The following is a 23,661-nucleotide window of genomic DNA, read 5'->3' as shown; positions in this document are numbered from 1 at the left end:
GCCTCCCGGCGCGTCGACCAGCGGTTTCCGGGACGTGTCGGCGTGTCGTCCCCGGTGTGTCTGGACGGATCCGTCCGCTTTCTCCGCTGCTGCCATCGGTCCCTGTGCCCGCCTTGACCTGCGCAGATGACGGATGGTGACGATCAGCTCGTACGTAGAGTGATGGAAAAGTCACCGATTGCTGGCGAGCGGCGGTTCATCCGGGCGTGACCTGCGCATATACCGGGAACTAGGTTGGCCGGCAGGCTCAGCAGTGAGCTCTGCCCCCGACACAGCCCGAGCCCCGCCGGTCGAGAAGACGGCCGGCGACGACACGATTGGGTCGCACCATGCCCCTTCCTGACCTGACCCCCGAACAGCGCGCCGCCGCACTGGAGAAGGCCGCAGCGGCCCGCAAGACCCGTGCCGAGCTCCGCGAGCGCCTCAAGAGCAAGGGCGCCACCGTCGGCGACGTCCTCCGCCAGGGCGAGACCGACGAGGTGATCGGCAAGATGCGCGTCTCCGCGGTCCTGGAGTCCCTGCCCGGAGTCGGCAAGGCCCGGGCTGCCAAGATCATGGAGCGGCTCGAGATCTCCCCGACCCGCCGGGTGCGCGGCCTGGGTGCCAACCAGCGCAAGGCCCTGGAGACGGAGTTCGGCGGCGAGCAGGTGGCCGCCGACCAGGTCTCCGCGGAGGGCTGACCCGCACGACCAGGCACCCGGAGGCCGAGGACGACGCGTGTCGAGTGCACCACCCCAGCGCCCCCCGGCGCGGCTGACCGTGCTGTCCGGTCCCTCCGGGGTCGGCAAGGGCACGGTCCTCGCCGAGGTCAGGCGCCGGTACCCCGAGGTCTGGGTGTCGGTCTCGGCCACCACGCGCAGGCCCCGCCCCGGGGAGGTCGACGGGGTGCACTACCACTTCGTCGACGACGCCGAGTTCGACCGGCTCATCGCCGAGGACGGACTCCTGGAGTGGGCCGAGTACGCCGGTAACCGCTACGGCACGCCGGTCGCCCCGGTGCGCGAACGACTCGCCACCGGGGCGCCGGCGCTGCTCGAGATCGAGCTGCAGGGCGCCCGGCAGGTCCGCGCCCGCGACGCCGACGCGCAACTGGTCTTCCTGGCTCCGCCGTCGTGGGCCGAGCTGGCCAGCCGGCTGGCCGGCCGCGGCTCGGAGCCGCCCGCCGTGCAGGAGCGGCGGCTGGCGATCGCGCAGGCAGAGCTGGACTCCTCCGGGGAGTTCGACGTCGTCGTGGTCAACGACGACGTGGCCAGGGCCGCGGACGAGTTGGTAGGCTTGCTGACTGCGCCGTCGCCCGGCCCCGCCCGGAGCAGCGACGCCCACGAGTAGCGGCCGCCTCCTCCGTGCCAGGAGCCCAGCCGTCCGCCACTCCCACCGAACGATCTGAGGAGCACGCCCGCCCGTGTCCGGAGTCGCACCCGCCCCCGAGGGCATCACCAACCCGCCGATCGACGAGCTGCTCGAGCGCACCAGCAGCAAGTACGGCCTGGTGATCTTCGCCGCCAAGCGCGCGCGGCAGATCAACGCCTACTACAGCCAGCTCTCCGAGGGCCTGCTGGAGTACGTCGGCCCGCTGGTCGACACCGCCCCCCAGGAGAAGCCGCTCTCGATCGCCCTGCGCGAGATCAACGAGGGCCTGCTGACCCACACCGCCGGCGAGAACTGAGGCCGGCTGCCCCCCGGGGCACCCAGAGTGATGAGAGCGCACCCGGCGGTTCCTGCCGGGTGCGCTCTCGCGTGTGGAGGATGAGCGCATGAGCCGGATCGTGCTGGGTGTCAGCGGCGGCGTGGCTGCCTACAAGGCCGCCCTGCTGCTGCGCGCGTTCACCGAGGGCGGGCACGACGTCCGCGTCGTCCCGACGCCCGCCGCCCTGCGCTTCGTGGGCGCGGCCACCTTCGAGGCGCTCTCGGGACACCCGGTCACCACCGACGTCTGGTCCGACGTCGACGAGGTGGCCCACGTGCGGATCGGGCAGACCGCCGATCTCGTCGTGGTCGCCCCGGCCACCGCCGACGTGCTGGCCCGCGCGGCCGCCGGTCGTGCCGACGACCTGCTCGCCGCCACCCTGCTCACGGCGCACTGTCCGGTCGTGTTCGCCCCGGCCATGCACACCGAGATGTGGCTGCACCCGGCCACCCAGGACAACGTGGCCACCCTGCGCCGCCGCGGCGCGATCGTGCTGCCGCCGGCGGTGGGTCGGCTGACCGGTCCGGACTCCGGGCCGGGGCGGCTGCCCGAGCCGGCCGACATCGCCGCGCTGGCCTCGGTCGTGCTGACCGACGGCGTCGCCGCGCTCGCCCCCGACCTGGCCGGACGCCGGGTCGTCGTCAGCGCCGGGGGCACCCGGGAGCCGCTGGACCCGGTCCGCTACCTCGGCAACCGCTCCTCGGGGCGGCAGGGCTGGGCCCTGGCCCGGGTCGCCGCCGCCCGCGGCGCCGAGGTCGTGCTGGTCGCCGCCAACGTCGACCTCCCGGCGCCGTTCGGCGTCCGCGTCGTCCCGGTCGGGACCGCCGAGGAGCTCCGCGCGGCGATGCTGGCCGAGGCGGCGGACGCCGACGTCGTCGTCATGGCCGCCGCGGTCGCCGACTTCCGGCCGGCCGAGGTCGCCGCGACGAAGCTGAAGAAGGACAGTGCGGCCGAGCCCAGCGCGGTGCCCCTGGTGCGCAACCCCGACGTCCTGGCCGAGCTGGTCACCAAGCGGCCGCCCGGGCAGCTGGTCGTCGGGTTCGCCGCGGAGACCGGGGACGACGCCGGCGACGTCCTCACCCACGCCCGCGCCAAGCTCGCCCGCAAGGGGTGCGACCTGCTCGTCGTCAACGACGTCTCGGGCGGGCGGGTGTTCGGCCGGCCCGACAACGCCGCCGTCGTCCTGGGCGCCGACGGCACCGCCACCGAGCTGTCCGAGGGCAGCAAGGACGCCGTCGCGGCCGGCATCTGGACCGCCGTCACCGCCCGGCTGCCCTGATCCGCCCCGCTGTCGCCGCCCGCCGGTAACGTGCACCCGGACGCACCTGCCAGCCGGCGGCACCGTCACACGCCGAACCGTCCCCGACCCTAGGAGCCCCGAGTGCCACGCCGTCTCTTCACGTCCGAGTCGGTGACCGAGGGCCACCCGGACAAGATCGCGGACCAGATCAGCGACGCGATCCTCGACGCCATGCTCGCGCAGGACCCGCGCAGCCGGGTCGCCGTCGAGACGCTCATCACGACCGGTCAGGTGCACATCGCCGGCGAGGTCACCACGGCGGGCTACGTCGAGATCGCCGAGATCGTCCGCCGCACCATCCTCGGCATCGGTTACGACTCGTCCCGCAAGGGCTTCGACGGCGCCTCCTGCGGCGTCAGCGTGTCGATCGGCTCGCAGTCCCCCGACATCGCGCAGGGCGTCGACACCGGCTACGAGGCCCGCACCGGGGGCACCTCGGAGGACGAGATCGAGCGGCAGGGCGCCGGCGACCAGGGCCTGATGTTCGGCTACGCGACCGACGAGACCCCCGAGCTGATGCCGCTGCCGATCGCGCTGGCCCACCGGCTGGCGCGGCGGCTGTCCGCGGTCCGCAAGGACGGTTCGGTGCCGTACCTGCGCCCGGACGGCAAGACCCAGGTGACCGTCGTCTACGAGGACGACCGGCCGGTCGGCGTCGACACCGTGGTCGTCTCCTCCCAGCACGCGGAGGACATCTCCATCGAGCAGCTGCTCACCCCCGACGTCCAGGAGCTGGTGGTCGAGCCCGAGCTCGCCGCCCTCGGCCTGCCGACCACCGGGTACCGGCTGCTGGTGAACCCGACCGGCAAGTTCGTCATCGGCGGCCCGATGGGTGACGCCGGGCTGACCGGCCGCAAGATCATCGTCGACACCTACGGCGGGATGGCCCGCCACGGCGGCGGCGCCTTCTCCGGCAAGGACCCGTCGAAGGTGGACCGCTCCGGCGCCTACGCCATGCGCTGGGTGGCCAAGAACGTGGTCGCCGCCGGGCTCGCGCGCCGCTGCGAGGTGCAGGTCGCCTACGCGATCGGTGCCGCCCACCCCGTCGGCCTGTTCGTCGAGACCTTCGGCACCGGCACGGTGGCCGACGACGTCCTCGAGAAGGCGATCGGCTCGGTGTTCGACCTGCGCCCGGGCGCGATCGTCCGCGACCTGGACCTGCTCCGCCCGATCTACGCCCCGACGGCGGCCTACGGCCACTTCGGCCGCACCGACGTCGACCTGCCGTGGGAGCGGCTCGACCGCGTCGAGGCGCTCCGCTCGGCCACCGGGGTCTGAAAGAGGACCCCGCTGCCCCCCACGCCTCGGAGAAGGACCCTGTCCTCCCCACCCCTCGCAGGCTCAGGGCGGGACCCGGGACAGGGCCGGGGCCCCTGCAGCGGGGCCGTCGCCCGGGTCGTCGTCGACGTGCCCCTGGCCCACCTCGACCGGCCCTTCGACTACGCCGTCCCCGAGAGCATGGCCGCCGACGTGGCGCCGGGCTGCCGGGTGCGGGTGCGCTTCGCCGGCCAGCTCGTCGACGGGTTCGTCGTGGAGCTGGGCGACACCAGCGAGCACGGCGGGAAGCTCGCGCCGCTGGCCAAGCTGGTCTCCGCCGAGCCGGTGCTCACCCCGGAGGTGCTGGCGCTGGCCCGGTCGGTGGCCGAGCGCTGGGGCGGCACCGTCACCGACGTGCTGCGGCTGGCCGTCCCGCCCCGGCGGGCCGCGGCCGAGAAGCGCCCGCCGGCCGAGCGGCCGCCGGCCCCGGCTGCGCCCGACCCGGCGGGCTTCGGCCGCTACCCGACCGGTCCGGCGCTGCTGACCGCCGTCGCGGAGGGCCGGCCGGCGCGGGCGGTCTGGACGGCGCTGCCCGGCGAGGACTGGCCGGCCCGCCTGGCCGAGCTGTGCCAGGCGGCACTCTCGGGCGGCCGCGGCGCGCTGGTCGTGGTGCCCGACGGCCGGGACCTCGATCGGCTCGCCGCCGCGGCCGAGCAGCGGCTCCCCGCGGGCTCGTTCGTGGTGCTGCGCGGCGATGCCGCCCCCGATGCCCGCTACCGCCGCTTCCTCGAGGCCGCCCGCGGCAGCGCGACCGTGGTGCTGGGCACCCGCGCGGCGGCGCTGGCACCGGTGGCCGATCTCGGCCTGGTGGCCGTCTGGGACGACGGCGACGACCTGCACGCCGAGCCTCGCGCGCCCTACGCCCACGCCCGCGACGTGCTCGTCCACCGGGCGCACCTGGCCTCGTGCGCCGCCGTCGTCGCCGCCACCGCGCGCACGGCCGAGGCGCAGCTGCTCGTGGAGAGCGGGTGGGCCCACGAGCTCGTCGCCGACCGGGCCACCCTGCGGGCCGCGGCGCCCCGCGTGCAGGCCCTCGGCGCGGACGCGGAGCTCGCCCGCGATCCCGCCGCCCGGACCGCGCGGCTGCCCAGCCTCGCCCACCGCGTCGCCCGCCAGGCCCTGGCCGACGGCGCCCCGGTGCTGGTCCAGGTGCCCCGCGCCGGGTACGCGCCCGGCCTGGCGTGCGACCGCTGCCGCGCACCGGCCCGCTGCCCGGTCTGCTCCGGACCGCTGGGCATCTCACCGACCCCCGGCCCGGGCGGCTCCCGTGTGCCGGCCTGCCGGTGGTGTGCCCGCCCGGCGGCGACCTTCGACTGCCCCCACTGCCACGGCACGAAGCTGCGGGCCTCGGTGGTCGGGTCCGCGCGCACCGCCGAGGAGCTGGGGCGGGCGTTCCCGGGCGCGGCCGTGCGGGTGTCCGGCCGCGGGTCGGGGGTCCTGGCGTCGGTGCCCGCGGGACCGGCGCTGGTGGTCGCCACACCCGGCGCGGAGCCGGTCGCCGAGGGCGGGTACGGAGCCGCGCTGCTGCTGGACTCCTGGGCGCTGCTCGGCCGGGCCGACCTGCGGGCGGGGGAGGAGACGCTACGCCGCTGGATGAACGCCGCCGCGCTCGTGCGGCCCGCCTCCGCCGGCGGCCAGGTCGTCGTCGCCGCGGACGCCGCCCACGCCGTCGTCCAGGCGCTGGTGCGCTGGGACCCCGCCTGGCTGGCCGCCCGTGAGCTCGCCGACCGCCGGGAGCTGGGGTTCCCGCCCGCCACGCGCATGGCCGCGGTGGCCGGCACCCCGGCGGCCCTGGCGGAGTTCCTGGCGGCCGCCCGGCTGCCCGACGACGCCGATCTGCTCGGGCCGGTGCCCGAGCCCCCCAGGCCCGGTCAGGACGGCGAGCGGGAGCGCTATCTGGTCCGGGTGCCCCGCGCGGAGGGCGTCGCGCTGGCCACGGCGCTCGCCGAGGTGCAGGGGGTCCGCAGCGCCAAGAAGGCCGCCGAGCACGTGCGCGTGCAACTGGACCCGCTCGACCTGGTCTGAGCGCGGGGCGCCGGGCCCGGTACCGGGGGTCGTGGGCGGAGCTCCCGGTCGCCGGCCCCCGGGCTCAGAGGGGGGTGTCGCAGGCGAGGGTGGCGGTCGCCTCGGGGGTGGCGGTCGGCCGCGGGGTTCCGGTCGGCTCGGGGGTGGCGGTCGGCTCCGGGGTCCGGTGTCCGTACTCCCCCCAGCCGCCGTCGCCACGGGACCCGGATCGGTGGTCCCCGTAACCGTCGCCGTCGTGCCCGTGGTGGTACCCGCCGTCGCCAGGGGGCCGGGCGTCAGGAGACGGGGTCGGGTAGCCGTGCGGGTCGTCGGGCGGGTCCCCGTCCTCACCGGGATCCGTCGGCGGCACGGACGGGGACGGCGCGGACGACGGCGGGACCGGTGAGGCCGGCGGGCCCGGTGAGGCCGGCGGGGACGGGTCTGCCGGCGGGGTGGCGCGCGGCGGATCGGCCGCCCGGTCGGTCGCCGGGGGAGCGCTGGGCGCGTCCGGTGCGGGGACGGCTGGTGCGGGAGCGGCCGGACCCGTGGGGGTGGCGGGCGGCACCGCGTCGGCGGGGGTGGTGTCCGGGCCGCCGCCATCGGCGGGGTCGTCGGCCGCGGCCGGTGGCGCGGCGGGAGGGGCCGGTTCGTCCTGCGACATCGGCTGCAGCGGTTCGGCCGGCTCCTGCCCGACGGCGGCGGCGTCGGCGTCGTCGTCGTCGTCGGCGACGTGCTCGGCCGGCGGGGGCGTCGGCGCCGGGTCCGCCTCGGGGACCGGCTGTTCGGGTGCCGGGCTGGGCAGCGCCGGCCCGGTGGCCGGGCCCTGCGCCAGCGGTGGACTCGCGGCGGAGCGTGGGGGTGTGCCGATCAGCGACAGGCCCGCCCAGCTCCCCGCCAGGGCCACCAGCACCAGGGTCGCGGCGACGAGGACGGCACCGGCGGCCCCGCGCACGTACGCCGTCCACCGCCGTTGCGTCGGCTCCGCCGCCGCCACGCGCCGCAACACGACCGGGCGGTGCCGCACGTCCGGGAGCTCGGGGAGGGCGCCGTGCACGTCCCTCCGGTTGGCGCGGGCCATCAGCGGCCGCCCTCCGCGGGGCGCGGGCGGCGCAGGTGGCGTTCGGCCCAGAGGGCCGCCTGCGTCCGGTCGGCAGCGCCGACCCGGTGGAGGATGTGGGTCACGTGCGTCTTCACGGTTGCCTCCGTGATCCGCAGCCGGCGGGCGATCACCTTGTTGGAATGGCCCTGCCGGAGGAGTTCGAGCACCTCGCGCTCACGCTCGGTGAGGGAGTCACCCTGGCCGCGGTCCCGCAGCGCCGAGAGCACCGCGGGCGCCACCTGGGGGTCGATCGTGGAGCCGCCGGCCGCGATCACCCGGATGGCGTCGAGGATGGCCTCGGCGGCGGCGTGCTTGAGCAGGTAGCCGTCGGCGCCCGCGTCGAGCGCCTCCAGCACCAGGGGCCGCTCGGCGTAGGAGCTGAGCACCAGCACGCGGACGCCGTTGCCGCGACCCCGCAGACTGCGGATGACGCTGATCCCGTCCTGCCCGGGCATCGCCAGGTCGAGCATGACCACGTCGGGGGTGAGCTGGTCGATGAGCTCGACGGCGCCGTCGCCGTCGGCGGCCGTGCCCACGCACTCGAGGTCCCCGGCGGCGCCGAGGAGGCTGCGCAGCCCCTCCCGGACGACGGCGTGGTCGTCGACGACCAGGACGCGGATCACCGCAGGGCCCCCACGCGCGCGCCGACCGGCAGGGTGACGACCAGCCGGGTGCCCTGGCCGGGCGAGCTGTTCGCCGTCAGGGAGCCACCCGCACGGACGACGAGGTCGCCGAGGGTGTCCAGCCCCACGTGCCCGCCGCGGCGGCGCTCGGCCAGTTTCTCCTGGTCGAAGCCTCGGCCGTCGTCGTCGACGACCAGGGTGACCGTCGGCCCGTCTCGGGTGACGGTGACCTCCGCAGAGGTGGCCCGGCTGTGGGTGACGGCGTTGCGCAGCGCCTCGCGGGCACTGCGGTACAGCAGCCCGGCGACGGGGTCGGGCAGGCCGGCGGTCCCGGAGGCCACCACGGTGACGCTCAGGCCGGCGTCCTCCTGCTCGGCGGCCAGGCTGCGCAGCCGGCCGGCGAGGTCGGGCACCCGCTCCTGGCCCGGCCGGGGGCCGGACACCAGCCCGCGCAGGTCGTCGATGGCCCGGCGCACCGAGGCGACCACCCCGGGGGGCAGGCGCGCCTCCGAGGCGCCGGCGGCGTCGGCCCGCAGGCGGGCGGCGTCCAGCTCGATCGCCACCCCGGAGAGGACCGGCAGCACCGAGTCGTGGAGCTCCCCGGCCAGCCGCCGTCGCTCGGCCTCCGGTGCGTCGACCGCCGCCCGCAGCAGCACGGCGTCGTGGCGCTGGTGGGAGCGCACCTGGGCGGCCAGCCGCCAGGTCAGCGGCAGCACGACCACGACCAGCAGCAGCAGCGTCCCCAGCGCGGGCGGGACGAGGGCGAGCCACACCTGGCGGGGGGCGGAAGGGGCGTCGCCGGGGCGCTCGGTGAGGTCGAGGAGCACCGGCGTCCCGTGGACGTCCCGGATCCCGGCGTGGGCGACCAGCGGCGACCCCGACCCGGTCTCGTCGACGGTGCACACCACGGACCCGCTGTCGAGTGCGCGGCGGGCGTCGGCCGGCAGTGGGCTCACCTCGCCGATCCGGTCGGCGCGGTCGGACCACACCACCCGGCCGGAGGCGTCCCGGATCGACACCGCGGCGACCGGGCCGGCGCTCAGCACGCCCATGACCTGCCGGTCGAGGACGTCGGGGGCGGCGGGCGGGAGTGTGGGGTCGGCGTCCACGGCGGGGGCCAGGCCGGCGGCGGTCACGCGGGCCAGCTGCTCGAACGCGCCGACACGGAGCTCGTCGCCGACGTCGCGGGCGAGCGCCCCGCTGACGACGGCGAGGACGAAGACCAGTACGACGCCGGCGGTCGTCACCTGCGCGACCACCGTGGCCACGGAGACCGGTCGCACGCCCGGCCGTGGCCGCCGGCCCCCCGGTGTGACCCAGATCACCCCGGGAGCATAGGGCGGTTCCGGGCCGCCTTCGTCCACTTTGCTCGCGCCGCGTCCAAGGACAACAGGGACCCTTGGCGTACTCCCAGGGACGTATGGAGACTCACCGCCCCGGCGGGCCACCCTTTCCGCATGTCCTCGCACGCAGCGCACCGGCCCCCGGGCTCGCTGCGTGTCGCGGCGCCCTTCATCCGGCCGCAGGCCGGCCTCCTGGGCCTGGCGACCGGCGCCGCCGTCGTGGAGGTGGCCACGTCACTGCTGAGCCCCTGGCCGCTCGCGCTCGCGGTCGACCACGCTCTCGGTGGGAAGCCCCTGGACGGCCCCGCCGGCATCCTGTCCGGGCTCAGCCCGCTGGGCCTGCTGGTCGTCGCCGGTCTCGCGATGGTGGCGCTGGCGATCCTCGGAGCCGTGCTGGACACCGGCACCCGGATCTGGGCCGAGCGGGCCGCCGAGCGGATGGCCGGCGCCATGCGCACCGCGCTCTTCTCACGGGCGATCACCCTGTCGCTGCGCTGGCACGACCGGACGCGCACAGGGGAGATCACCTCCCGGCTCACCGCCGACGTCGGCCGGATGATGGACGCGGTGGTGGCCGTGTTCACGCAGCTGCTGCCCGAACTGCTGCTCCTGGTCGGCGCGCTGGTCCTGCTGTTCGCCCTCGACCCGGCCCTGGCCTGGCTCGGCCTGGTCGTCCTGCCCGTCCTGGCCTGGCTCACCGCCGTCCAGCGCCGCAGGGTCCGGGCCGCGACCCTCGCGGCGCGGGAGGCGGCCGGGCGGCTGTCCGGAGCGGCCACCGAGTTGCTGCGCAACGTGCGGGCCGTGCAGGCCTTCGCCCGCCAGGACCGAGCCGACCAGCTCTTCGGTGAGCCCAACGAGCGCGTCGTGGCGGCGCAGACCCGCGCGGCGGTCGTGGACGCCCGCTGGAGCCCGGTCCCCGGCATCGTGCTCACCGTCGGCTCGGGCATCGTGCTCGTCGCGGGCGGGCTCCAGGTGCGCGACGGGGTGCTGACCGTCGGCCAGCTGCTCGTCGTCCTCTCCTACCTGCGGTCGCTGCAGTCGCCCGTGCGGAGCATGGTGCGGCTGGTGGCGGTGCAGGCCAAGGCACATGCCAGCGCGCAGCGCATCGACCAGGTGCTGTCCTGCACCGAGGCGGTGCCCGAGCCCGCCGAGCCGCGGCCGGTGCCGCCGGTGCGGGAGGGCATCCGGCTGGAGTCCGTGAGCTTCTCCTACGGCCCGGACCGCCCGGTGCTGCACGAGTTCGACCTCACCATCCGGGCGCGCGAGACGGTGTGCCTGTTCGGTCCCAGCGGAGCGGGCAAGAGCACGGTCCTGTCCCTGCTGCTGCGGCTCTACGACCCCGACGCCGGGCGGGTGCTGCTCGACGGCGTCGACATCCGCGAGCTGGCGACGGTGGAGCTCCGACGGCAGCTGGCCTTCGTGCCGCAGGACCCGTGGCTGCTCGACGGCACGCTGGCGGAGAACATCGCCTTCGGGAACCCGGACGCCACCCGGGCCGAGGTCCTCGCCGCCGGCCGGGCCGCCTGGGTCGACGAGTTCGCGCTCTCCCTGCCGCAGGGCTACGACACCCCGCTCGGCGAGAGCGGAGCCATGCTCTCCGGCGGTCAGCGCCGCCGGGTGGCCCTGGCCCGGGCCGTGGTGTCGACCGCGCCGGTCGTGCTGCTCGACGAGCCGACGACGTCGCTGGACGCCGAGGCCGCACGGCAGGTCGTCGGCGCCATCCGCTCGGCCACCCGGGACCGCACGGTCCTGCTCGTGACGCACGACCCGGTCCTCGCGGCCATCGCCGACCGGACCGTGGCCGTCTCCGCCCACCGCCCGCCCGCGGTCCCGGCCGAGAGGACACCCGCCGGGACCGGCCCGTCCGACGACACCCCCCGCGAGTCGGGTGCCCACCGGGACGGCGCCGCGGCCGGCACATCACACTCCGGAGGCCGTCGGCGCGGTCGTGCCCTCGCCTCCACCGCGCACCACGAGCCGGTCGAGAGGAGGTGAAACGCAATGACCACTTTCCGTCGCATCGTCGGTGAGGTTTCCGCCCCTGGGTACCGCAGGCGGAAGCGTCGCCACTGGTGGTGGAGCAGCACCACCAGCAAGACGTGGAAGAGCCGCAGCAAGAGCCACTCGCACTCCTGGTGACACAGCAACGCACGGTCGCCGTCCCGCCGGCCGACATCCGGCGGGGCGGCGACCCCGTTCGTCACCCTCCAGCACCCCCAGTTCCCCCCGAGTACGCCGTTCAACCGCCGAGGGAGCAGAAGTGGAACCGAACGTGGCCCTCGCCGAGGAGGACGGCCGCCCCCGATGGGACCCCGAACCCGGTGGCCCGATCGTCCCGGGTCACCTGGCCTGGGACCTCCTCATGGTCGGGCACCGCCGGGAGACCTGGCTGTGCTGGTCGGTGGACCTGTGGGCGCCGGCCGTGGTGAAGGTCGTCCGCCCGAACTGGAAGCCCGAGTACGTCACCGCGCTCAAGCGCGAGATCCGGGCGCTCTCGGCGCTGCGGCACCCGGCCCTGCCGCGGCTGCTGCACGACGGTCACACCGAGCCCGTGCCGTTCATCGCCGTCGAGTACATGGACGGCTTCAACCTCGCCGAGTGCGTCGAGGAGGACGGTGCCTTCCGCGCCGACGACACCGCCTCCCTCGGGGTCCAGGTCCTCGGCGCCGTGCGCGCGCTCCACTCCCGGGGCATCGCGCACATGGACGTCGACCCGTACAACGTCCTCGTCGTGGACCGGCGGCCGCGGCTGGTCGACCTCGGCTCCTCCCGTCTCCTCGGCACACAGCTGCAGGTGGGCGAGGGGATCGGCACGCAGGGATACGCCCCGCCGGAGGCGGACCGGTCCCGGGTGCGACCGGTGACGACCGCGTTCGACGTCTACGGCGTCGGTGCGACCCTGCGGGCGGTGCTCGACCCCGCGGCGAAGGGCGCGGACAGGATCCACGCGGTCATCGACCGGATGACCGACGACGACCCGGACCGCCGGCCGTCGGTCGAGGAGGCCATGAGCGCCCTGATCCGGCTGGCCGGCGACGAGGACGAGCGGCCCTGGCCGGACTGGGCCGACGGGCTGCTGACGCAGCGGCCCGGCGCCGACCGCCCCGCGCCCGTCGCCGTCGGCTGACACCGCGGCCGCACCCCGAGGGGCTGAGGGGAGCCGCGGGGCGCCCCCTACGATCGACCGGTGAGCGTGACCCCCATCCGCCTCTACGGCGACCCGGTGCTGCGCACGCCCGCCGCCCCCGTCGTCGACTTCGACGCCGAGCTGCGCCGGCTCGTCGACGACCTCACCGACACCATGCTGGCCGCCGGCGGCGCCGGGCTGGCCGCACCGCAGATCGGTGTCGGCGTCCGGGTGTTCACCTGGCACGTCGACGGGCAGCTCGGTCACCTGGTCAACCCGGAGGTCGTGCTGGTGGGGGAGGAGACCGAGGAGGGGCCCGAGGGCTGCCTGTCCATCCCCGGCCTCGCCTACGACTGCCGCCGGCACCTCTACGTGGCCGCCACCGGCTTCGACGTGCACGGCGAGCCGGTCCGGGTGGAGGGCTCGCACCTCCTGGCCCGCGCGGTGCAGCACGAGGTCGACCACCTCGACGGCGTCCTGTTCGTCGACCGCCTGGCGCCGGGGGCCAAGGAGGCCGCGCTGGCCGCCATCGCCGAGGCCGAGTGGGCCGGCATGGGGGCCCGGGTCCCGCGCGTGGAGGTGAGCCCCCACTGAGGCTGCTGTTCGCCGGGACGCCGGAGGTCGCCGTCCCCTCGCTGGACCTGCTGCTGGACTCCGGGCACGAGGTGGCCGCTGTCCTGACCCGTCCCGATGCCCGCTCCGGCCGCGGCCGCCGGGTGAGCCGCTCGCCGGTCGCCGAGCGGGCCGATGCCGCCGGCGTGCCGGTGCTGCAGCCGCGGTCGCCGCGCGAGCCGGAGTTCCTGGCGCAGCTGGCCGACCTCGCCGTCGACTGCGCCCCGGTGGTCGCCTACGGCGCGCTGCTGCCGCAGGCGGCGCTCGACCTGCCCCGGCACGGCTGGGTCAACCTGCACTTCTCGCTGCTGCCGGCCTGGCGCGGGGCCGCCCCGGTGCAGCACGCGGTCATGGCCGGGGACGAGGTGACCGGCGCGTCCACCTTCCGGCTGGAGGCCGGGATGGACACCGGCCCGGTCTTCGGTGTGGTCACCGAGCCGATCGCCCCCCGCGACACCGCCGGGGACCTGCTGGGCCGGCTGGCCCGGAGCGGTGCCCGGTTGCTGCTGGCCACGCTCGACGGCATCGCGGCCGGCACCGTCCTCCCCGAGCCGCAGCCGGCCGAGGGGGTCAGCCTCGCGCCGCGGATCGAGCCGGCCGACGCCCGCGTCGACTGGGCCCTGCCCGCGCACGTCGTCGACCGGCGCGTGCGGGGGGTGACCCCGGCCCCGGGCGCGTGGACCACCTGGCGCGGTGACCGGCTGCGCCTGGGCCCGGTCGAGCCGCTGCCGACGTCCCTGGGCCTGACGCCCGGGGAGCTGTCGGTGGGGCCGACCGGGGTGCTCGTCGGCACCGGTCGCGGCGCGGTCCGGCTCGGCGAGGTGCAGCCGGCGGGCAAGCGCGTGCTGCCCGCCGCCGACTGGGCCCGCGGCGCCCGCCCGGCGCCGGGGGAGAGGCTCGGGGAGCCGTGACCCGCCCGCCCCGCCGGCCCGGCCGGCCCCGGCCCGGACACCGGAGCGGACGCCGTCCCGCCCGCCCGCGGCTCGACGGTGCCCGGCTGACCGCCTACGACGTCCTGGACGCCGTCTCCTCCCGCGCCGCCTACGCCAACCTGCTGCTGCCGCAGCTGCTGCGCGAGCGCGAGCTGGACCAGCGCGACGCGGCGTTCACCACCCAGCTCGCCTACGGCACGCTGCGCGCGCAGGGCACCCTCGACGCGGTGCTGGCCGGGCTGGTCGACCGTCCGCTGAGCGAGCTGGACCCCCGGGTCCTCGACCTGCTCCGGCTGGGCACCCACCAGCTGCTGGACCTGCGGGTGCCGGCCCACGCGGCGGTGGACACCACCGTCGACCTCACCCGCGCGATCGTCGGCGCCGGTGCCTCCGGGCTCGTCAACGCCGTCCTGCGCAAGGTCGCCGCGGGCGGGGACCGCGCCGCCTGGCTGGACCGGCTCGACGCCGAGGGCGACCGGCGGCTGGCCCTCGCCACCGACCACCCCGGCTGGATCGTCGAGGCCTGGCGCGAGGCGCTGGGCGGTGACGCCGAGCTGGAGGCCGCGCTGCTGGCCGACGACGCCGCGCCGGAGGTGCACCTGGTGGCCCGGCGGGTGACCCGCGAGCGGCTGGCCGAGGAGTCCGGCGGGACGCCGGGCCCCTGGTCGCCGTACGCGGTGCGGCTCGGCGGCGGCGACCCGGGGCGCGTGCCCGCGGTCCGGGACGGCGCCGCCGCCGTGCAGGACGAGGGCAGCCAGCTGGCCGCGCTCCTGCTGACCCGCGCCCCGCTCGAGGGCCCGGACACCGCCTGGCTCGACGTGTGCGCGGGGCCGGGCGGGAAGGCCGGCCTGCTGGCCGCGGTACGTCCCGACGGCGTCGCGCTGACCGCGGCCGACCGCTCCCCGCACCGCGCCGAGCTGGTGCGGTCGGCGCTGGCCGGGCAGGCCGGCACCGAGGTGCTCGTCGCCGACGGCCGGCAGCCGCCGTGGGCGCCCGGGTCGTTCGACCGGGTGCTGCTGGACGCCCCGTGCACCGGCCTGGGGGCGCTGCGCCGCCGGCCCGAGGTCCGCTGGCGGCGCACCCCCGAGGACGTCCCCCCGCTGGTGGAGCTGCAGACCGCACTGCTCGAGGGGGCGCTGGCCTCGGTGCGGCCCGGGGGAGTGGTCGCCTACGTGACCTGCTCCCCGCACGCCGCGGAGACCGTCGCGGTGGCCGACGCCGCCGCCGCGCGCGACGACGTCGAGGTGCTGCCGGTCGCCCCGCTGTTCCCGGAGGTCCCCGGGCTGGCCCGCGGCCGGTACGGGCAGCTGTGGCCGCACCGGCACGGCACCGACGCGATGTTCATGGCGCTGCTGCGCCGCACCCGCTGACGGCGGGCGGTCGGCGAGGCCGGCGACCCCGTGACGGCGCGGGGGAGGGCGCGGTCAGCTCCGGGCGCCGCCCGCGAGCCCGGAGACGGCGGCCAGCAACAGCCCGTCGCGGCTGAGCCAGCGCCCGGTGAACCCGCCGACCCGCGTGCCGTCGAGCGGGGGGACGGCGACGAGCAGGCGCGCCGAGAGCCGGCCGTGCGGATGGAGGCGCACGCGGACGTCGCCGAACTCCAGCCACGCCCGGGTCAGCGGGAACCACCCCTTGAAGACCGCCTCCTTGGCGCAGAACAGCAGCCGGTCCCAGCAGGTGCCCGGGTGGGTCGCGGCCAGCCGGCGCAGCCGCACGCGCTCCTCGGGCCGGGCCACGACCGAGAGCACCCCCGGTGGCAGCGGGTCGGCCGGCTCGGCGTCCACCCCGAGCACCGGCACCGTGCCGGCCCGCGCGACCGCCGCCGCCCGGTAGCCGGCGCAGTGGGTGAGGCTGCCGAGGACGCCGGCCGGCCACACCGGTGCCCCGCCCGGCCCGCGAGGGACCGCCGACGGCGGCACGCCCAGCCGGCCGAGGGCGGCGCGGGCCAGCGCGCGCCCGGCGGCGAACTCCGCACTCCGCCCGGGTGCCGCGCCGGCCGGCAGCTCCTCGCCCGGCACGGGGACGCCGGCCGGCCCGTCGCCGAAGGCCTCGGCCGCCACCACCGCCGGGGGCAGCAGGTGCTCGATCACGCCGGCCGGGGCGCGGGGACGCGGGTCTCCGCGGCGGGGTTGCCGCTCCACCGGGTGCCGGGCGGGACCGTCGTCCCCTTCATGACGAAGCTGTCCGGCCCGACCACGGCGTCGTCCCCGATCGTGACCCCGTAGTGCACGTAGCCGGAGACTCCGAGCGTGCACCGGTCCCCGAGGCGGGTGGCGTCGGAGCGGAAGGTGCCGTCCTCCATGGAGTGGCACTGGACGACGGTGCCGGCGTTGAGGACGACGTCGTCCCCGAGGGTCACCAGGGACCGCTCGGGCAGCGAGCAGCCGTCGTCGAACAGCCGCCGGCCGGTCCGGACCCCGAGGAATCGCCAGGCCAGGGGCTTGAACGGGGTGCCGTCGAGGATCGGGAGCGTGTGGTCGGCCGACTGCAGCTTCCAGTGGCGCTCGTGCCACCAGAAGTAGGGCTGGTAGATCGAGCACACGGTGGGCCGCAGCCGCCGCCGGCCCACGAGCAGCCGCTCCGAGCCGAGGTCGTAGAGCAGCGTGAGGAGGAACGAGGCGAGGAGCAGCCCGGCGAGGGCGGCCACCCCGAAGCGCGCGTGCAGGCCCCAGGCCACCATGACCAGCACCGTGAGCAGCAGGTACAGGCACCACCGCACGAGCAGGAACAGGCCGATCGTCGCGAGGTTGTGCCGGTTCTTGCCGGCCAGTCCCCGCCGGAAGGCCTCCCCGTGCAGGAAGCGGTCGAACCGGCTGTCGCGGTCGATCGAGCGGGGGATCTCGAACGGCGGCGACCCCACCAGGCCGACCCCCTCGCGGACCGCGCCGTCGAGGGGGACCAGCGTCTTGTTGCCCACCAGGCAGTCCGCGCCGACCCGGTGCCCGGGCGGGAAGGCCACCGAGTTGCCGACGAAGCTGCGCGCGCCCACAGACACCGGCGTGAGCCGGAACGACGTGCTGGAGAAGTCGGCGTCGAGGAACGACACCGAGTCCGAGACCTGGGTGCCGCGGCCCACCGAGACCAGGTAGGGGTTCTCGTGGTGCAGGCTCGCGCCGAAGTTCGAACCGGTCTGCTCGACGTCGGGCATCCGGTACCCGAGCAGCCGGAGGTAGTGGACGACGGCGGACGTGTCGCCGGTGAGCTGGAGGTGGACCGGGATGTTGGTGAGCCGCTCGACGACCCGCTGCGCCCAGTGGTGTACGCCGTAGAGGGCGTGGGTCCGGCCGGGGCGGAGCAGGAGCCGGCCCACCAGCCGCGGGACCGTCGTGGCGACGGCGAGGCTGCCGAGGAGGCCACCGGCGTAGGACACCGCCGAGACGACCACGGCGTCGCGCAGGAGCCCCCCTGCCGAATCCGGCCCGCCGCCTGAGACGCCGGCCAGCCCGGCGAGACCGCGCACGACGACCCCGGCGAGCAGCAGGGCGGCCGGCAGGGTCACCAGCAGGAGCACCGCGAGCTGACCGGTGGCGAACAGCGCCGGCCGCAACCGGCTGCACGCGAGCGGCTCCACCCGCACGTGGTCGACCTCGTTGCGCCGCGCCGGGACGCCGTGCCAGCGCTCGCCCGCGGGCACCTCCTGCGTGCCGTACAGGCACGAGGCGTGGCCGAGCTGGGCGCCGTCGCCGAGGACCGACCCGGGTGACAGCACGCTGTCGTGGCCGACTAAGGCGTCGCGCCCGATGGTCACCGGGCCGGTGCGGATGCGGCCCTGTACCGCGGTGTAGCCGGAGAACCGCGCGCCGCGCCGGATCACCGTGTCCGCAGAGATGGTCAGCAGGTCGGTGCACACGGGGACGTGGGGGGACAGGATGACCACCCGCGGGCCGACCCGTGCTCCCAGCGCGCGCAGGTACAGCGCGTAGAGGGGGGAGCCGCCGAACCGGGCCAGGGGGCTGGCCCGCAGCAGGGTCCGGACCAGCCAGAACCGGACGTAGGCCAGGCTCCACAGCGGGATCTCCCCCTCCCGCCACCGGCCGACCACCAGCCACTTCACCGTGACCGGCAGCAGGCAGAGGACGGCGAACCCGGCGGCGCCGAAGGCCACCGCCCGCAGGTAGGAGTCCAGCAGGCCCGGCGTGGGCGCCAGCCAGGCCAGGCCGCGGTCCAGGAGCACCGCCGCCAGCCAGACGTTGGCCAGGAGCAGCAGCCCCTGTAGGAGGCCGCACCGCACGACCGAGCCGGTACCGGACCGGGGGGCCGGTCCGGCCGGTTCGGGCTCCGCCGCGGGCTCGCCCGCCGGGTCCTCGCCCAGGACGGCGGCCAGCTCGCGGATCGTCGGGTGCAGGTACACCTGGCGGGTGGACAGCGGCGGCAGCCCGTCGACGTCCCGTGCCCGGGCGACGAGGTGCGCGACCACCAGCGAGTTGGCCTGCAGCTGGTCGAACAGGTGCGCGTCGACCGGCACGGACGCCACGCCGAGCACCTCCGCGAGCGCACTCGCGAGGGCCGCCTCGGCCGGCGTCGCCGGAGCGGCGCCGGCCGGCGCCCGACGGGACGGTGGGGGGAGCGCGGCCCGGTCGGTCTTGCCGCTGCGGGCCGTCGGGATCCGGTCCAGGCACTCCAGGGAGGCGGGGACCATGTGCGCCGGCAGCCGGCCGCGCAGGGTGTCCAGGACGGCGGACTCGTCGAGGGGCGCCCCGCCGTCGGCCAGGGTGTAGTAGCCGACCAGCTCGACCAGCCCCGGCTGCGGCTCGTACGTGCCGACGACGGCCCGGGCGACGCCCGGCAGCTCGCCGAGCACCGACTCGATCTCGGCGAGCTCGATCCGGTAGCCGCGGATCTTCACCTGGCTGTCGGCCCGCCCCACGTAGCGCAACCCGCGGGGATCGGCCTGCACGAGGTCACCGCTGCGGTACGCGCGGTGCCACCCCAGGGCGGGGACCTGGCCGAAGCGGGCGGCGTCCTTCGCCGGGTCGAGGTAGCGGGCCACGCCGGCGCCGCCGATCACGAGCTCGCCGGTGCTGCCCCACGGCAGCGGGTCCCCGGACGCGGGGTCGACGACGGCGAGGTCCCACCCCGCCAGCGGCAGTCCGATGGACACCGGCGCACCGGGGCGCAGCCGGGCCGCGGAGGCGACCACCGTCGTCTCGGTGGGGCCGTAGGTGTTCCACACCTCGCCGCACGCCCGGGCCAGCCGGTCGGCCAGTTCGGGTGGGCACGCCTCGCCGCCGAGGACCAGCAGCCGGATGCCGCCGAGCAGGGACACCGGCCACATCGACGCCAGCGTCGGGACGGTGGACACCACCGTGACCCGCCGGTCGGCGAGCCACCCGCACAGCTCCGGGCCGGACTTCACGACCGCGCGGGGCGCCGGCACCAGGCAGGCCCCCGAGCGCCAGGCCAGCCACATCTCCTCGCACGAGGCGTCGAAGGCCACCGACAGCCCGGCCAGCACGCGGTCACCGGGCCCGAGGGGCTCGGCCCGGAGGAACACCTGCGCCTCCGCGTCGACGAAGGCGGCCGCGCTGCGGTGGGTCACCGCGACGCCCTTCGGCGTGCCGGTGGTCCCCGAGGTGAAGATGACCCACGCGTCGTCGTCCGGGCCGGGATCGGCGGCGGACCGACCGCCCGGAGGCGTCCCGGTCCCGGTCACCCGGCCGCCGTCGCCGACCACGGCGCACACCCCCGCCTCCCCGAGGACCAGCCGCGCGCGCTCCTCGGGGTCGTCGGCGTCCACCGGCACGTAGGCAGCCCCGGCGGCGAGGACGGCGAGCACCGCGAGGTACAGGTCCGCGGTCCCGGAGGTGACCCGCACCCCGACCCGGTCCCCGCGGCCCACCCCCGCCGCGGCGAGCCGGTCCCGCAGCGCCGCCACCTCGGCGAGCAGCTCGGCGTAGGTCCGTACCCACCGCCCGTCGTCGAGGGCCGGCGCGTCCGGGAACCGCCGGACCGTGGCCTGGAGGACGTCCCACAGGGTCCGCTCGGGGGCGGGTGGGCCGCCGTCGTAGACCGCCGCGGCGGCCGGCCGCAGCCGCAGGGTGCCCGGTGCGGGACGGGGGGAGGGAGGGGGCGCTGACGTCGTCGTCATGGGCGGGCCGTTTCTTGGCGTGTCCGTGAGGGTCGGGAAGCCGGACTCTTTCGTTCCGTTGGAACCACCCGGGAGCCTCGGGGGACGCGCAGCCGCGGCTCCATTCGACCTAGGTCGTAGTACCTGGTCCTTCAAGGACACCCCCCGTTGCGACACGCCGGGAACCCGACGGCCCGCCGGAGCGACTACAGGGACGTGACCTCCCGCAGCGCGGCCCTGCGCCGCTCCCTGGCCACCGGCGTGCTGGCCGCCGTCCTCGTCGGCGCCGTCCCCGGGGCGGCCGCCGCACACGTCGAGGTGAGCGCTCCGGGCGCGACGGCCGGCACCGGGCCGGTCACCCTCACGTTCACCGCCGAGTCGGAGGCGCCGACCGGGATCGTCGCGATGCGCACCCAGCTGCCCGCCGGGCTCGCCCCCGCGGACGTGGCGCTGGCCTCCGGCCCGGCCGGCTGGACGCTCGCGCCCACCGCCGACGGCTTCGAGGTGGGTGGCCCGGCGCTCCCGGCGGGTGGGGACGCCGAGTACGCGGTGACCGTGGCGCGGCTCCCGGCCGGGACCACCGAGCTGGTGTTCAAGACCCTGCAGCGCTACGCCGACGGCCGCGAGGACGCCTGGATCGAGCTGCCGGCCGCCGGTGCTCCTGAGCCCGAGCGGCCCGCGCCGGTGCTGACCGTCGCCCCGGGCGCGCCGGCACCGGCCGCCACCGCCGCGTCCGGCCCGCCGTCCGGCGCACCGCAGGCGGGGCCCGCGACCGACGCGGCCCCGGCGACCACCCCGGCCGCCGTCCCGGCCGACGAGGAGGGCGGGGTCAGCGGCGGCTGGCTGGCCGCGCTGGGGGTGCTCGCGGCCGCCGCGGTCGCCGCCGGCCTGTGGTTCCGCCGCGCCCGCGCCGGGCGGCCCGGACGGCCTGCCTAGACTCGGCAGCCGTGCCCCGGACCCCGATGATCGCGCCCAGCCTGCTGTCGGCGGACTTCGCCCGGCTGGCGGAGGAGTCGCGACGGGTGGCCGACGCCGACTGGCTGCACTTCGACGTCATGGACGCGCACTTCGTGCCGAACCTGACCTTCGGCCTCCCGGTGATGCAGGCCGTGCAGGCGGTCAGCCCCGTGCCGCTGGACTGCCACCTGATGATCGAGGCCCCCGAGCGCTGGGCGCCGGGCTACGCCGAGGCCGGGGCGCGCAACGTCACCGTGCACGCCGAGGCCTGCGCCGATCCCCGCGCCGTCGCCCGCGACCTGCGCGCCGCCGGGGCCCTGGCGGGGCTGGCGCTCAAGCCGGGCACCCCGCTGGAGGAGTACCTCGACGTCCTGCCCGCCTTCGACACCCTGCTGGTCATGACCGTCGAGCCCGGGTTCGGTGGGCAGGAGTTCATGGCCGAGGTGCTGCCCAAGGTGCGCCGGGCCCGGGAGCTGGTCGACACCGGCCACCTGCACCTGTTCGTCGAGGTCGACGGCGGCATCAACGCCGACACCATCGAGGCCGCCGCCGAGGCGGGGGCCGACGTCTTCGTGGCCGGCTCGGCGGTCTACGGCGCCGACGACCCCGCCCGCGCCATCGCCGGCCTGCGGGCGCAGGCGGCCGCGGCGCTGGTCGGGTGAGCCCCGGCCCGGCCGGGGAGCGGGTCGCCGGCCCCGCCGCCGACGGCGAGGCGACGGCACCGGAACGGCGCGCGATGGCACGCGCCCGGGAACTCGGCGCCGGCGTGCTCGGCGCCACCAGCCCCAACCCGCCGGTCGGTGCCGTCGTGCTCGCCGCCGACGGGACGCCGGTGGGGGAGGGCGCGACCGCCCCGCCCGGCGGGCCGCACGCGGAGGTCCGCGCGCTGGCCGAGGCCGGGGACCGCGCCCGCGGCGGCACCGTCGTCGTCACCCTCGAGCCGTGCGCGCACACCGGCCGCACCGGTCCCTGCACCGACGCCCTGCTGGCGGCCGGGGTGGCGCGGGTCGTCGTCGCCGTCCCCGAGCCCACCGAGCTCGCCGGTGGCGGGGTCGCCCGGCTGCGGGCGGCCGGGGTCGAGGTGGTGCTCGGCGTGGAGCAGGCCGAGGCCGAGGACGGCGCCCTGGGTGCCTGGCTGACCGGCGTCCGTGAGCACCGGCCGCAGGTGGTGTGGAAGGTCGCCGGCACGCTGGACGGCCGCGTGGCCGCCGCGGACGGCAGCAGCCGCTGGGTCACCGGCCCCGAGGCGCGCGCCGCCGTCCACCGGCTGCGCGCCACCTGCGACGCGGTCCTCGTCGGCTCGGGCACGGTCCTGGCCGACGACCCCCAGCTCACCGTCCGTGACGCCGAGGGGCGGGACGCCGAGCGCCAGCCCCTGCGGGTCGTGCTCGACCGCCGCGGCCGGCTGCCGCGCGCGGCGCGCGTCCTCGACGACGCGGCTCCCACGCTGGTCAGCGCCGCCCCCGGACCCCGCGAGCTGCTGGCCGAGCTGTTCACCCGCGACGTCCGCCGGGTGCTGCTCGAGGGCGGCCCGACCCTCGCCGCCGCGTTCCTGCGCGAGGGGCTGGTCGACGAGGTGGTGGTGCACCTGGCGCCCAAGCTCCTGGGCGCCGGTGCACCACTCGTCGGTGACCTGGGAATCACCGGGATCGGCGACGCGCTGACCCTGTCGGTCGCCGACGTCACCCGCTTGGGCGGGGACGTCGGCATCCGCCTGCGTCCGAACCGGCACACTGGTGGCAGTCGGTCTGCGGTCAGCCCGGCCGCGACCGGAGGGAGTTGATCGTGTTCACCGGGATCGTCGAGGAGATCGGCACCCTGCTCGTCCGCGAGGACCTCGCGGACGCCGCCCGGCTGCGCATCCGCGCGCACCGTGCGCTGGAGGGTGTGGCGCTGGGTGACTCCATCTCCGTCAACGGGGTCTGCCTCACCGTGACCGACGTCGACGGCGACGTCTGGGCCACCGACGTGATGGCCGAGACCCTGCGCCGCAGCAGCCTCGGCGCCCTCCAGGACGACGACCCGGTCAACCTCGAGCGCGCCGTCACCCCGCACACCCGGCTCGGCGGCCACCTGGTGCAGGGGCACGTCGACGGTGTCGGCACCGTGCTCACCCGCACCCCGGGCGAGCACTGGGAGGTCGTGCGGATCGCGCTGCCCCGCGAGCTGGCCCGCTACGTGGTCGAGAAGGGGTCGGTCGCGGTGGACGGCGTCTCGCTGACGGTGAGCGCCGTCAGCGCGGTCGGCGACCCCGAGCCCTGGTTCGAGATCAGCCTCATCCCCACCACCCTGCGCGAGACGACGCTCGGCGCGGTGCCTCCGGGGAGCCCGGTCAACCTGGAGGTCGACGTGATCGCGAAGTACGTGGAACGGCTGTTGGGAGAGCGCTCGTGAGCACCTCGACCCGGCTCGACACCATCGAGGACGCCATCGCGGCCATCAAGCGTGGCCGCCCGGTCGTCGTCATGGACGACGAGGACCGGGAGAACGAGGGCGATCTGATCTTCGCCTCGGAGCTGGCCACGCCGGAGCTGGTGGCGTTCATGGTGCGCTACACCTCGGGCTACATCTGCGTGGCCGTCACCGAGGAGGA

21 protein-coding genes are annotated in these 23,661 nt (G+C 76.8%); 16 read left to right on the top strand and 5 right to left on the bottom strand.

The genetic code is table 11. From position 1 onward, the window contains the following. Positions 1-329: 329 nt before the first annotated feature. The 6 genes from mihF to ACI784_RS01500 all read left to right on the top strand — a co-directional run bounded on the left by mihF (position 330) and on the right by ACI784_RS01500 (position 6,329). Positions 330-680, top strand: coding sequence for an integration host factor, actinobacterial type (mihF, locus tag ACI784_RS01525; RefSeq protein ID WP_457012334.1), 351 nt, complete (start codon positions 330-332; stop codon positions 678-680). A gap of 37 nt (positions 681-717) precedes the next feature. Continuing rightward, a complete protein-coding gene (gene gmk / locus ACI784_RS01520; protein ID WP_456924932.1) occupies positions 718-1,329 on the top strand; it encodes a guanylate kinase in 612 nt (203 codons plus the stop codon). Between the two features lie 73 nt (positions 1,330-1,402). Then, entirely contained in the window at positions 1,403-1,666 is a 264-nt protein-coding gene (rpoZ, locus tag ACI784_RS01515; RefSeq protein ID WP_012949163.1) for a DNA-directed RNA polymerase subunit omega, read from the top strand. Positions 1,667-1,754: 88 nt separating this feature from the next. Continuing rightward, entirely contained in the window at positions 1,755-2,966 is a 1,212-nt protein-coding gene (gene coaBC, locus ACI784_RS01510; protein WP_457012333.1) for a bifunctional phosphopantothenoylcysteine decarboxylase/phosphopantothenate--cysteine ligase CoaBC, read from the top strand. Between the two features lie 102 nt (positions 2,967-3,068). Further along, positions 3,069-4,265: a methionine adenosyltransferase gene (metK, locus tag ACI784_RS01505; RefSeq protein ID WP_456924930.1), complete on the top strand. Its 1,197-nt coding sequence runs from the start codon at positions 3,069-3,071 to the stop codon at positions 4,263-4,265. A gap of 12 nt (positions 4,266-4,277) precedes the next feature. After that, positions 4,278-6,329, top strand: coding sequence for a primosomal protein N' (locus tag ACI784_RS01500; protein ID WP_456924968.1), 2,052 nt, complete (start codon positions 4,278-4,280; stop codon positions 6,327-6,329). Between the two features lie 64 nt (positions 6,330-6,393). Here the strand turns inward: ACI784_RS01500 and ACI784_RS01495 are convergent, their stop codons facing one another. Genes ACI784_RS01495 through ACI784_RS01485 form a run of 3 tightly spaced genes read right to left on the bottom strand, consistent with a single transcriptional unit; the run spans position 6,394 to position 9,313 of the window. Further along, positions 6,394-7,386 (bottom strand): hypothetical protein, encoded by a 993-nt coding sequence (locus ACI784_RS01495; protein ID WP_457012332.1) that lies wholly within the window; start codon positions 7,384-7,386, stop codon positions 6,394-6,396. Then, positions 7,386-8,030: a response regulator gene (locus ACI784_RS01490; protein ID WP_457012331.1), complete on the bottom strand. Its 645-nt coding sequence runs from the start codon at positions 8,028-8,030 to the stop codon at positions 7,386-7,388. The genes ACI784_RS01495 and ACI784_RS01490 overlap by 1 nt, the downstream gene beginning before the upstream one ends. Then, positions 8,027-9,313: a sensor histidine kinase gene (locus ACI784_RS01485; protein WP_457012330.1), complete on the bottom strand. Its 1,287-nt coding sequence runs from the start codon at positions 9,311-9,313 to the stop codon at positions 8,027-8,029. Before ACI784_RS01485 ends, ACI784_RS01490 begins: the two co-directional genes overlap by 4 nt. 174 nt (positions 9,314-9,487) lie before the next feature. On the opposite strand from ACI784_RS01485, the gene ACI784_RS01480 reads away from it, so the two are divergent. The 5 genes from ACI784_RS01480 to ACI784_RS01460 all read left to right on the top strand — a co-directional run bounded on the left by ACI784_RS01480 (position 9,488) and on the right by ACI784_RS01460 (position 15,414). After that, positions 9,488-11,368 carry an ABC transporter ATP-binding protein gene (locus tag ACI784_RS01480; RefSeq protein ID WP_457012328.1) on the top strand — a complete coding sequence of 627 codons (1,881 nt, stop codon included), beginning with the start codon at positions 9,488-9,490 and terminating at the stop codon, positions 11,366-11,368. Positions 11,369-11,633: 265 nt separating this feature from the next. Continuing rightward, the gene (locus tag ACI784_RS01475) at positions 11,634-12,500 is read left to right on the top strand and encodes a protein kinase domain-containing protein (protein WP_457012327.1); all 867 of its coding nucleotides are present in this window, start codon (positions 11,634-11,636) and stop codon (positions 12,498-12,500) included. Between the two features lie 60 nt (positions 12,501-12,560). Further along, complete coding sequence (gene def / locus ACI784_RS01470) at positions 12,561-13,094, top strand: peptide deformylase (RefSeq protein WP_457012326.1); 534 nt, start codon at positions 12,561-12,563, stop codon at positions 13,092-13,094. Next, positions 13,043-14,023, top strand: a complete 981-nt coding sequence (gene fmt, locus ACI784_RS01465; protein ID WP_457012325.1) for a methionyl-tRNA formyltransferase — start codon at positions 13,043-13,045, stop codon at positions 14,021-14,023. Before def ends, fmt begins: the two co-directional genes overlap by 52 nt. Beyond that, a complete protein-coding gene (locus tag ACI784_RS01460; protein ID WP_456924922.1) occupies positions 14,020-15,414 on the top strand; it encodes an RsmB/NOP family class I SAM-dependent RNA methyltransferase in 1,395 nt (464 codons plus the stop codon). The genes fmt and ACI784_RS01460 overlap by 4 nt, the downstream gene beginning before the upstream one ends. Positions 15,415-15,468: 54 nt before the next feature. On the opposite strand, the gene ACI784_RS01455 is transcribed toward ACI784_RS01460, so the two are convergent. Together ACI784_RS01455 and ACI784_RS01450 are read right to left on the bottom strand one after the other, a co-directional pair. Beyond that, entirely contained in the window at positions 15,469-16,134 is a 666-nt protein-coding gene (locus ACI784_RS01455; protein WP_457012324.1) for a 4'-phosphopantetheinyl transferase family protein, read from the bottom strand. Further along, positions 16,131-20,132: a Pls/PosA family non-ribosomal peptide synthetase gene (locus ACI784_RS01450; RefSeq protein ID WP_457012323.1), complete on the bottom strand. Its 4,002-nt coding sequence runs from the start codon at positions 20,130-20,132 to the stop codon at positions 16,131-16,133. Before ACI784_RS01450 ends, ACI784_RS01455 begins: the two co-directional genes overlap by 4 nt. 195 nt (positions 20,133-20,327) lie before the next feature. Here ACI784_RS01450 and ACI784_RS01445 point away from each other — a divergent pair, with 195 nt between their 5' ends. The 5 genes from ACI784_RS01445 to ACI784_RS01425 all read left to right on the top strand — a co-directional run. Continuing rightward, positions 20,328-21,047 (top strand): DUF1775 domain-containing protein, encoded by a 720-nt coding sequence (locus ACI784_RS01445; RefSeq protein ID WP_457012322.1) that lies wholly within the window; start codon positions 20,328-20,330, stop codon positions 21,045-21,047. A gap of 11 nt (positions 21,048-21,058) precedes the next feature. After that, positions 21,059-21,730 carry a ribulose-phosphate 3-epimerase gene (gene rpe / locus ACI784_RS01440; protein ID WP_457012321.1) on the top strand — a complete coding sequence of 224 codons (672 nt, stop codon included), beginning with the start codon at positions 21,059-21,061 and terminating at the stop codon, positions 21,728-21,730. Continuing rightward, the gene (gene ribD, locus ACI784_RS01435) at positions 21,727-22,851 is read left to right on the top strand and encodes a bifunctional diaminohydroxyphosphoribosylaminopyrimidine deaminase/5-amino-6-(5-phosphoribosylamino)uracil reductase RibD (protein WP_457012320.1); all 1,125 of its coding nucleotides are present in this window, start codon (positions 21,727-21,729) and stop codon (positions 22,849-22,851) included. The genes rpe and ribD overlap by 4 nt, the downstream gene beginning before the upstream one ends. 2 nt (positions 22,852-22,853) lie before the next feature. Next, positions 22,854-23,462, top strand: coding sequence for a riboflavin synthase (locus ACI784_RS01430; RefSeq protein ID WP_456924918.1), 609 nt, complete (start codon positions 22,854-22,856; stop codon positions 23,460-23,462). Continuing rightward, on the top strand, positions 23,459-23,661 hold a 203-nt coding region (locus ACI784_RS01425; protein ID WP_456924917.1), incomplete at its 3' end, for a 3,4-dihydroxy-2-butanone-4-phosphate synthase. The genes ACI784_RS01430 and ACI784_RS01425, both read left to right, overlap by 4 nt.

The sequence above is a fragment of the Geodermatophilus sp. SYSU D01186 genome, from assembly GCF_054050215.1.
The sequence above is the reverse complement of the archived record's forward strand: the minus strand, read 5'-3'. Positions and strand labels throughout refer to the sequence as shown.

Coding starts and splice junctions, on each gene's coding strand:
- mihF (WP_457012334.1), top strand. CDS start 330: ATGCCCCTTCCTGACCTGACCCCCGAACAGCGCGCCGCCGCACTGGAG.
- coaBC (WP_457012333.1), top strand. CDS start 1,755: ATGAGCCGGATCGTGCTGGGTGTCAGCGGCGGCGTGGCTGCCTACAAG.
- ACI784_RS01495 (WP_457012332.1), bottom strand. CDS start 7,386: ATGGCCCGCGCCAACCGGAGGGACGTGCACGGCGCCCTCCCCGAGCTC.
- ACI784_RS01480 (WP_457012328.1), top strand. CDS start 9,488: ATGTCCTCGCACGCAGCGCACCGGCCCCCGGGCTCGCTGCGTGTCGCG.
- ACI784_RS01450 (WP_457012323.1), bottom strand. CDS start 20,132: ATGACGACGACGTCAGCGCCCCCTCCCTCCCCCCGTCCCGCACCGGGC.